Annotated in this window: 10 protein-coding genes and 1 tRNA gene; 2 read left to right on the forward strand and 9 right to left on the reverse strand. The window is 65.4% G+C overall.

Translation table 11 applies throughout. The features are described 5' to 3' along the window. Nucleotides 1–45: 45 nt before the first annotated feature. The 9 genes from AC27VL_RS07000 to thrS form a co-directional block, all read right to left on the reverse strand. Nucleotides 46–122 (reverse strand) — tRNA-Pro (locus tag AC27VL_RS07000). A gap of 67 nt (nt 123–189) precedes the next feature. Continuing rightward, the gene (locus tag AC27VL_RS07005) at nt 190–546 is read right to left on the reverse strand and encodes a MerR family transcriptional regulator (RefSeq protein WP_005410431.1); all 357 of its coding nucleotides are present in this window, start codon (nt 544–546) and stop codon (nt 190–192) included. After that, nucleotides 527–826, reverse strand: coding sequence for an integration host factor subunit alpha (locus AC27VL_RS07010; RefSeq protein WP_005410432.1), 300 nt, complete (start codon nt 824–826; stop codon nt 527–529). The genes AC27VL_RS07005 and AC27VL_RS07010 overlap by 20 nt, the downstream gene beginning before the upstream one ends. 27 nt (nt 827–853) lie before the next feature. Further along, on the reverse strand, nt 854–3250 hold the full coding sequence (gene pheT, locus AC27VL_RS07015; RefSeq protein WP_488765917.1) for a phenylalanine--tRNA ligase subunit beta: 2397 nt from the start codon (nt 3248–3250) through the stop codon (nt 854–856). Nucleotides 3251–3336: 86 nt separating this feature from the next. Further along, entirely contained in the window at nt 3337–4332 is a 996-nt protein-coding gene (gene pheS / locus AC27VL_RS07020) for a phenylalanine--tRNA ligase subunit alpha (protein ID WP_089236281.1), read from the reverse strand. 194 nt (nt 4333–4526) lie between these two features. After that, on the reverse strand, nt 4527–4886 hold the full coding sequence (rplT, locus tag AC27VL_RS07025; RefSeq protein WP_005410435.1) for a 50S ribosomal protein L20: 360 nt from the start codon (nt 4884–4886) through the stop codon (nt 4527–4529). An 11-nt stretch (nt 4887–4897) separates the two neighbouring features. Next, nucleotides 4898–5095, reverse strand: coding sequence for a 50S ribosomal protein L35 (gene rpmI / locus AC27VL_RS07030; RefSeq protein ID WP_002811096.1), 198 nt, complete (start codon nt 5093–5095; stop codon nt 4898–4900). 274 nt (nt 5096–5369) lie between these two features. Further along, nucleotides 5370–5912: a translation initiation factor IF-3 gene (gene infC / locus AC27VL_RS07035; RefSeq protein WP_089236282.1), complete on the reverse strand. Its 543-nt coding sequence runs from the start codon at nt 5910–5912 to the stop codon at nt 5370–5372. 49 nt (nt 5913–5961) lie between these two features. Then, nucleotides 5962–7863 (reverse strand): threonine--tRNA ligase, encoded by a 1902-nt coding sequence (thrS, locus tag AC27VL_RS07040; protein WP_089236283.1) that lies wholly within the window; start codon nt 7861–7863, stop codon nt 5962–5964. A gap of 418 nt (nt 7864–8281) precedes the next feature. Here thrS and AC27VL_RS07045 point away from each other — a divergent pair, with 418 nt between their 5' ends. Both AC27VL_RS07045 and AC27VL_RS07050 read left to right on the forward strand, forming a co-directional pair. After that, nucleotides 8282–8578, forward strand: coding sequence for a hypothetical protein (locus tag AC27VL_RS07045; RefSeq protein ID WP_025876254.1), 297 nt, complete (start codon nt 8282–8284; stop codon nt 8576–8578). After that, entirely contained in the window at nt 8578–8841 is a 264-nt protein-coding gene (locus AC27VL_RS07050; RefSeq protein WP_089236284.1) for a hypothetical protein, read from the forward strand. Before AC27VL_RS07045 ends, AC27VL_RS07050 begins: the two co-directional genes overlap by 1 nt. The last annotated feature ends 5 nt before the right edge of the window (nt 8842–8846 follow it).

Below are 8846 nucleotides of genomic sequence, written 5' to 3' on the forward strand. Positions count from 1 at the left end.
AAAAAGCCCACGCATCGCTGCGCAGGCTTGTCTGTTTCATCACAGTGGTCGGGACGGCCGGATTCGAACCGACGACCCTCTGCCCCCCAGGCAGATGCGCTACCAGGCTGCGCTACGCCCCGACTGATGCTGCGATGTACCCGCCAGTGCGGCGGGCCGTGAAGTATAGCGGATTACGGCGGAAATGGGTCAGCGACGCAGCAGTTGCAGCACTTCTTCCAGTTCCATCCGCACCTGCTTGATGATCTGGTTGCTCAAGGCCGATTCCTCGCGTGCATCCGGACCATCCAGGCGCAGGCGCGCGCCGCCGATGGTGTAGCCCTGTTCGTACAACAGGCTGCGGATCTGCCGCACCATCAGCACGTCGTGGCGCTGGTAGTAACGACGGTTGCCACGGCGCTTGGCCGGCTCGAGACTGGGAAACTCGGTTTCCCAGTAGCGCAGCACGTGCGGCTTGACGTCGCACAGTTCGCTGACTTCACCGATGGTGAAGTAGCGCTTGGCCGGAATCGGCGGAAGTTCGCGGTTACTGCCCGGATCCAGCATAAGCTTCCACCCTCTCCTTGAGCTTCTGGCCCGGACGGAAAGTAACCACCGTACGGGCGGAAATCGGAATTTCCTCGCCGGTCTTGGGGTTGCGACCCGGGCGCTGGTTCTTGCGCCGCAGGTCGAAATTGCCAAAGCCCGACAGCTTCACCTGACGTCCCTGTTCCAATGCTTCACGCAGCACATCGAAGAACGCGTCGACGAATTCCTTGGCTTCCCGCTTGTTCAGACCGACTTCGTCGAACAGCTTTTCCGCCATCTCCGCCTTGGTCAATGCCATTGCCTGCTACCCCCGAGTGCTGCCCGCTCAGCCGCGGATCCGGGCGTGGTGTTCACGCTCGATGGCAGTGACCGCCTCGGCCACTACCGCTTCCACGTCGCGGTCCGTCAGAGTGCGCGACTTGTCCTGCAAAATCAAGCCCATAGCGAGACTCTTGAATCCCGGCTCGACGCCCTGGCCGACGTAGCGGTCGAACAGGTTCAGCTCGCGCAGCAACGGGCCGGCAGCCTGGCGGATGGTCGCGGCCAGGTCACTCCAGGCCACCTGTTCAGGCACCAGGAAGGCCAGGTCGCGGCGCACCGCCGGGTATCGCGACAGTTCACCGGCGCGCGGCAGCGCACGGGCGGACAGCGCCTCCAGATCCAGCTCGAAGGCGTACACATCCACGTCGATGTCCATCGCCTTGGCCAGGCGCGGGTGGATCTGACCGATCCAGCCGATCGCCAAGCCGTCGCGGAAGACTTCGGCCGAACGCACCGGATGGCCGTAGGCACGGCTGGACGGGCGGAACTCCAGCACCGCGCCACTGGCAGCGGCCAGCGATTCCAGGTCGCCCTTCAGGTCATGGAAATCGACCTTGCGGGTTGGCAGGCCCCACTGCACTGCCTGCGCTTCACCGCAGACCGCAGCGGCCACGCGCGAGGTTTCCAGCGGTGCCGGCCGGCTTTCGCCGAGCGACGCGTCGCCGGCCTGCTGGGCGAACACCCGGCCGATCTCGAACAGGCGCACGCGGCCCAGCTGGCGGGCGGCATTGCGGCCCAGGGTAGCGACCAGGCCCGGCAGCAGCGCCGGACGCATCACCGCCAGCTCAGCCGACAGCGGGTTGGCCAGCGGCACCAGGTTGTCGCGCAGCTGCCACTGGCTCAGCAGTGCGTCGTCGACGAAGGCGAAATTGACGGTTTCCTGCAGGTCGCGGGCAACCAGCTGGCGGCGCACGCTGAGCGTGTCCAGCTGGGTCTCGGTCGGCATCGCAACACGCGATGCACCACCCGGCAGCGTGGTCGGGATCTGCTCGTAACCGTGGATCCGGGCCAGCTCCTCGATCAGGTCTTCTTCGATGGCGATGTCGAAGCGGCGGCTCGGTGCAGTGACCTGCCAGCCTTCGCCAGCGATCGCCACCTGCATGCCCAGCGCGCGCAGGATGCGCTCGACTTCGGCGTCTTCAATGGTGATGCCCAGCACGCGGGTGATGCGTGCGCGGCGCAGCAGGATCGTGGCCGGCTGCGGCAAGTCGGCCGCGTTCACCGCCTCGGTAACCGGCGCAGGGATACCGCCGGCCAGGTCCAGCACCAGGCGGGTGGCGTATTCGATGGCGGTACGCGGCAGCGCCGGGTCGACGCCACGCTCGAAGCGGTGGCCGGCATCGGTATGCAGGCCCAGCTTGCGGCCACGACCCATGATCGCGGCCGGTGCGAAGTGCGCCGCTTCCAGGAACACGGCGGTGGTGGCATCGGTAACGCGCGTATCGAAGCCGCCCATCAGGCCGGCCAGGCCGACCGCGCGATCAGCGTCGGTGACCACCAGGAAGCTGTCGTCCAGCGCAGCATCACGGCCGTCCAGCAGCTTCAGGTTTTCGCCGGCGCGCGAACGACGCACACCGATTGTGCCCTGCAGGGTGCCCAGATCGTAGGCGTGCATCGGCTGGCCCAGCTCGAGCATTACGTACTGGGTGATGTCGACCAGCAGCGACACCGGGCGCACGCCACTGCGGCGCAGACGCTCGGCCATCCACAACGGAGTCTTCGCCGCAGCGTTGACACCTTCGATGACACGACCGAGATAGCGCGGCGCTTCGGCACCGGCATCGAGCTGGATTGCCAGCTCGCGACTGCCGTGGGCGGCGATCGGCTCTGCGATGAAATCCAGTACTTCGCTGCGCGTGGCTGCAGCAACGTCATAGGCGATGCCGCGGATGCTGAAGCAGTCGGCGCGGTTGGGGGTCAGCTTGATCTCGATGCTGGCGTCCGGCAGGCCGAGGTACTCCACCAGGGTCTGGCCGACCGGCGCGTCATCCGGCAGTTCCAGCAGGCCGGAAGCATCGTTGTCCAGGCCCAGCTCCTTGGCCGAGCACAGCATGCCGTTGGATTCGACGCCGCGCAGCTTGGCCGGCTTGATCTTCAATTCACCGATCTGCGCACCGACCATCGCCAGCGGCGCGACCAGGCCCGGGCGCGCATTCGGCGCACCACAGACGATCTGCAGCAGCTCAGCCTGTCCCGCATCAACCTTGCACACCTGCAGGCGGTCGGCTTCGGGATGGCGTTCGGCTTCGACGATACGCGCGACGACCACGTGCTGCAGGCCATCGCCAAGCGCGGCCACGTCTTCCACTTCCAGGCCGATGGCGGTCAGCACCGCGCTCAGCTCATCGCGCGAGGCAGTGGTCGGGACGTGGCTGCGCAGCCAGTTTTCGGAGAATTTCATGGGGTCACCCTGGTGGGCCCGGCGCATGCGCCTGGGCTTCGGATTCAAGTGCAGCCGGGCATGGCCCGGCACGACATGGTTGTGGCTTACGCGAACTGCTTCAGGAACCGCACATCGTTCTCGAAGAACGCGCGCAGGTCGTTGACGCCGTAGCGCAGCATCGCAAAACGCTCCACGCCCAGGCCGAAGGCAAAGCCGGTGTAGCGCTCCGGATCGATGCCGACGTTGCGCAGCACGTTCGGGTGAACCATGCCGCAGCCCAGCACTTCCAGCCAGCGGGTGCTGCCATCGGGCTGCTGCCAGGCGATGTCCACTTCCGCGCCGGGTTCGACGAACGGGAAGTAGCTCGGGCGGAAGCGCATCTCGAAATCACGCTCGAAGAACGCGCGCACGAACTCGGACAACGTGCCCTTCAGATCGGCGAAGGTCGAGTGCTCGTCGACCAGCAGGCCTTCGACCTGGTGGAACATCGGCGAATGGGTCTGGTCGCTGTCGCTGCGATAGACCTTGCCGGCGGCGATCATGCGCAGCGGCGGCTGGTGTTCGCCCATGTAGCGCACCTGCACACCGGAGGTATGCGTGCGCAGCAGGCGGCCGTCACCGAAGTAGAACGTGTCATGCATGGCTCGCGCCGGATGGTGCGGCGGGAAGTTCAGCGCCTCGAAGTTGTGCCAGTCGTCCTCGATCTCCGGCCCTTCGGACAACTCATAGCCCAGCCGGCCGAAGATGCCGGTGATGCGCTCGAGGGTGCGGGTGATCGGGTGCAGGCCGGCGCGTTCGCCGCTGCGGCCGGGCAACGTGATGTCGATCGCCTCGGCGGCCAGGCGCGCATCGAGTGCGGCATCTTCCAGCACTGCCTTGCGCTCGCCCAGCGCGCTGCTCAGCGCATCGCGGGCCTGGTTGATGGCCTCACCGGCCGCCTTGCGTTCGTCGGCCGGCAGCGCACCGAGCTGCTTGAGCTGCGAGGTGATGCTGCCGCTCTTGCCAAGCAGGGCCACGCGCAGCTGTTCCAGCGCGTCCGGGCTCTGCGCGGCGGCCACGTCGGCCAGCGCCTGGGAAGTGAGGGATTGGATGTCGCTCATGGGTAGCCGGAACTCCAGTCGGTCTGCCATCGCGATGCACGAAGGGCCGCGCCGTCGCAACCGCTTGCCGGTCGCCCGCCTTCTGCACGGCTGCGCCCGGCACAAAAAAGAATGGGGAAGGACTTGCGCCCTTCCCCATGCATTGCCTCTACCTGACACCGTTCTCCGTGAACGGCAACGGCATCGGGAAGGACTTATGCCGCCAGTGCGCCCTTGGCCTTTTCGGCCAGTGCAGCAAAGCCAGCTGCGTCGTGCACGGCGATGTCAGCCAGAACCTTACGGTCCAGGGTGATGCCAGCCTTCAGCAGGCCGTTCATGAAACGGCTGTAGCTCAGGCCGTTGATGCGGGCAGCCGCGTTGATGCGGGTGATCCACAGCGAACGGAAGTTGCGCTTCTTCTGCTTACGGCCGATGTAGGCGTACTGCTGTGCCTTGATGACCGCCTGCTTGGCGACGCGGAAGACCTTGCGACGGGCATTGTAGTAGCCCTTCGCCAGATCAAGGATTTTCTTGTGGCGGCGACGCGCCTGTACGCCACGCTTAACTCGTGCCATTTTTCAGTTCCTCAGAGGTAAGGGAGCATGCGGTCCAGACGGCCTGCGTCTTCTGCGCGGACGTGATTCGTCTGACGCAGGTTACGCTTACGCTTGGTCGCTTTCTTCGTGAGGATGTGGCTACGGTTGGCGTGGCCGCACTTGTACTTGCCCGAGGCGGTCTTGCGGAAACGCTTGGCCGCCGCCCGGTTGGTCTTGATCTTGGGCATTGCAATGTCCTTGATGGGATATGACCCTGGTTTCTGACTGATCTGGCGGCGGCCTGGGCCGCTCTTTCCGTCCTGCCATGATCGGCGTACGACCCGTCCTGGGTGGGTCGAGCCGGGCATGATACAGGCAAAACTGCCCTGTAACCAGCCCCCATACAGCTTTTCATCCGCAACCCGGCTGCGCCGGTCCCGGAAAAGCAAAAGGACGCCAGCGGCGCCCCTTCACCTTCATCCATTCAGCCGCCAGGCGCCCCGCGAGGCAGCCCGTCAGGCCTCAGGTCTTCTTCTTCGGCGCGATCATCATCACCATCTGACGCCCTTCCAGGCGCGGACGGGATTCGATGACGATGTCCTCGCCCAGATCACCCTCGATCCGGCTGGCCATCTCGCGACCCAGTTCCTGGTGGCTCATTTCACGGCCACGGAAACGGATGTTGACCTTGATCTTGTCGCCTTCTTCAAGGAAACCGCGCATCTTGCGCAGCTTGATCTGGTAGTCGCCCTCGTCCGTAACCGGACGGAACTTCACTTCCTTGATCTCGACCTGCTTGGTCTTCTTCTTGGCCTCGCTGGCCTTCTTCTGGGCTTCGAACTTGAACTTGCCGAAGTCCATGATCTTGCACACCGGCGGGTCTGCCTGCGGCTGGATCTCGACCAGGTCCAGGCCTTCATCTTCGGCCATGGACAACGCTTCGTCTCGCGTCAACACGCCGATCATTTCTCCGTCACTGCCGATCACGCGGACGCGCGGCACACGGATTTCCTGATTCTTGCGGTTCTGTTTGTTGTCAGGGGTACTGATATTGCGATCTCCCAAGGGTGTCGAACCCGGCCCGGGCGCCAATGCGCACGGGCCGGACCTTTATTTACGCGCCCTCGGCCTGGAGCCGCTCGGTGAAAGCCTGGAGGCTCATGCTGCCGAGATCTTCGCCAGAACGCGTACGCACCGCCACAGCGCCGTTTTCCTTCTCGCGGTCACCAATGACCAGCAGGTACGGCACGCGCTGCAGCGTGTGCTCGCGAATCTTATAGCCGATCTTCTCGTTACGCAAATCGGCGCTGACGCGGAAGCCTTGATCCGCAAGGCTTTTGGTCACGGCAGACACGTATTCAGCCTGCGCATCGGTGATATTGGCCACCACCACCTGGGTCGGCGCCAGCCAGGCCGGGAACTGGCCGGCATGGTGCTCGATCAGGATGCCCAGGAAACGCTCCATCGAGCCGACGATGGCCCGGTGCAGCATCACCGGATGCTTCTTCTGGCTGTTTTCGTCCACGTATTCAGCGCCCAGACGGCCAGGCATCATGAAATCGACCTGCATGGTGCCCAGCTGCCAGGTGCGGCCGATGGCGTCCTTCAGGTGGTACTCGATCTTCGGGCCATAGAAGGCGCCCTCGCCCGGCAGTTCCTGCCATTCCACTCCGCAGCTGGACAGTGCCGAGCGCAGCGCGCCCTCCGCCTTGTCCCAGGTGGCGTCATCGCCCAGGCGCGATTCGGGGCGCAGCGCGATCTTGACCTGGATCTCCTCGAAGCCGAAGTGCTGGTACACCGCCAGCGCCTGCTGGTGGAACGCGGTCACTTCCGCCTCGACCTGGTCTTCGGTGCAGAACACGTGACCGTCGTCCTGGGTGAAGCCACGCACGCGCAGGATGCCGTGCAGCGCGCCGGAGGGCTCGTTGCGGTGGCAGGCGCCAAACTCACCGTAGCGGATCGGCAGATCGCGGTAGCTGTGCAGCCCCTGGTTGAACACCTGCACGTGGCCCGGGCAGTTCATCGGCTTGAGCGCGTAGGTACGCTTCTCCGACTCGGTGAAGAACATCGCGTCCTGGTAGTTGTCCCAGTGGCCCGACTTCTGCCACAGCGACACGTCCAGGATCTGCGGGCAGCGCACTTCGCCGTAGCCGGTGCTGCGGTACACCTTGCGCATGTACTGCTCGACCACCTGCCACAGCGCCCAGCCCTTCGGGTGCCAGAACACCAGGCCCGGGGCCTCTTCCTGCAGGTGGAACAGGTCCTGCTGCTTGCCGATGCGACGGTGGTCGCGCATCTCCGCTTCTTCGATGCGCTTGATGTACGCATCGAGCTGCTTCTTGTCGGCCCAGGCGGTGCCGTAGACGCGCTGCAGCTGCTCGTTCTGCGCGTCGCCGCGCCAATAGGCGCCGGAAATGCGGGTCAGCTTGAAGGCCTTCAGGAAGCGCGTGTTCGGCACGTGGGGGCCACGGCACATGTCCACGTATTCCTGGTGGTAGTACATGCCCATCGCCTGGATGTCAGGCGACATGTCCTCGATCAGGCGCAGCTTGTAGTCCTCGCCACGGGCCTTGAAGATCTCGATGACTTCCGCGCGCGGCGTCACTTTCTTGATGACGTCGTAGTCCTGTGCGATCAGCTCGCCCATGCGCTTTTCGATCGCCGCCATGTCTTCGGGCGTGAACGGACGCTCGGAGTAGATGTCGTAGTAGAAGCCTTCGGCGATCACCGGACCGATGACCATCTTCACGTCCGGGTACAGCTGCTTGACCGCATGGCCGACCAGATGGGCGCTGGAGTGGCGGATGATTTCCACGCCCTCCTCGTCCTTGGCGGTGATGATGCGCAGGGAGGCATCGTGGTCGATGACGTCACTGGCATCGACCAGCACGCCATCCACCGAACCGGCGATGGTGGCCTTGGCCAGGCCGGCGCCGATCGACTGGGCGACGTCCATGACGCTGACGGGATGTTCGAATTCGCGGCGGCTGCCGTCGGGAAGGGTAATCGTGATCATTGCAATGGCTTCATGCGGGGCCCGTCGTGGCGGGCTGGAAAGCGCTCCCGGGGCAACGCCCGGGCAATAAAAAAGCGCCGCGAGGGCGCCTGGAATACAGGGCCTTCGGGGCAGGTCAACAGTGGGCGGTGGTAGTGCTCATGTCGCACGCTCGGCCGGCGCTGGGCGCGGGCCACCTTGTTCCAGGATGGGGTTGCCGATGATCTTAAACCAGTGGCCGACAAAGCCCAAGCGGCGCCTGAATGGCGCTGGCTGGCGGCGTGAAAACGCAATGACTACCATGTGCGCGCAGCCAGCCCCCGTGCCGGCCTGCCCGCTTCCCCCAGGACCCTGCAATGCGCCACCCGCCCCGACCGGCGCCCGCCGGTCCCGCCCGTGCCCCGCGTTCACCGGCCGTATGCCGGGCTCGGAGCCCGCAATGATCACCGTTGGCCTGTCGACCCTGGGCTTCTGCAGCCTCGGCATGCTGTCGGCGATGTTCTCCGCGCTGGCGTTCTATGCCGCCTCCCCCCACTGCCGTTGGCCACGGCTGCGCCGTGCCGGGCGCCTGGGCCGGCAGATCGGCCTGGTCGCTGCCGTGGCCGCACTGTGGCTGTGGATGGCCGAACTGGGCTTTGCCGCCGGCCTGGTGGCGATGCTGTGCACCTGGATGCTGGCCGCCATGCTGCTGCCGGCACTGGCCGCATGGCACCGCCCCGATGTGGAGCCGCGCTGATGTGGTCGCGCGCACTGGCGGGCATCTTCGCCGGCTTCTTCCTTGCCGCTGCGGCAACCGGCCTGGTCGCATGGCTGCCGCCGGGCCCCTGGCAGAAGGCCCTGGTGCCGAGCCTGATCGCATTCGTCCCGTTGTGGATGCTGGCCGCGCTGTGGGCCTTCAGTTTCCGCAGCCCGCTGCGCGCCTGGCTGACCCTGGCCGGTTGCGCGGCCCTCGGCTTCGCCGTACTCGGCCTGCTGCGCCTGACCGGCGCGGTGCAATGAGATCG

This window comes from Stenotrophomonas sp. 14P6.2.3, from assembly GCF_057799055.1.

Coding starts and splice junctions, on each gene's coding strand:
- AC27VL_RS07005 (WP_005410431.1), bottom strand. CDS start 546: ATGCTGGATCCGGGCAGTAACCGCGAACTTCCGCCGATTCCGGCCAAG.
- AC27VL_RS07010 (WP_005410432.1), bottom strand. CDS start 826: ATGGCATTGACCAAGGCGGAGATGGCGGAAAAGCTGTTCGACGAAGTC.
- pheT (WP_488765917.1), bottom strand. CDS start 3,250: ATGAAATTCTCCGAAAACTGGCTGCGCAGCCACGTCCCGACCACTGCC.
- pheS (WP_089236281.1), bottom strand. CDS start 4,332: ATGAGCGACATCCAATCCCTCACTTCCCAGGCGCTGGCCGACGTGGCC.
- rplT (WP_005410435.1), bottom strand. CDS start 4,886: ATGGCACGAGTTAAGCGTGGCGTACAGGCGCGTCGCCGCCACAAGAAA.
- rpmI (WP_002811096.1), bottom strand. CDS start 5,095: ATGCCCAAGATCAAGACCAACCGGGCGGCGGCCAAGCGTTTCCGCAAG.
- thrS (WP_089236283.1), bottom strand. CDS start 7,863: ATGATCACGATTACCCTTCCCGACGGCAGCCGCCGCGAATTCGAACAT.
- AC27VL_RS07045 (WP_025876254.1), top strand. CDS start 8,282: ATGATCACCGTTGGCCTGTCGACCCTGGGCTTCTGCAGCCTCGGCATG.
- AC27VL_RS07050 (WP_089236284.1), top strand. CDS start 8,578: ATGTGGTCGCGCGCACTGGCGGGCATCTTCGCCGGCTTCTTCCTTGCC.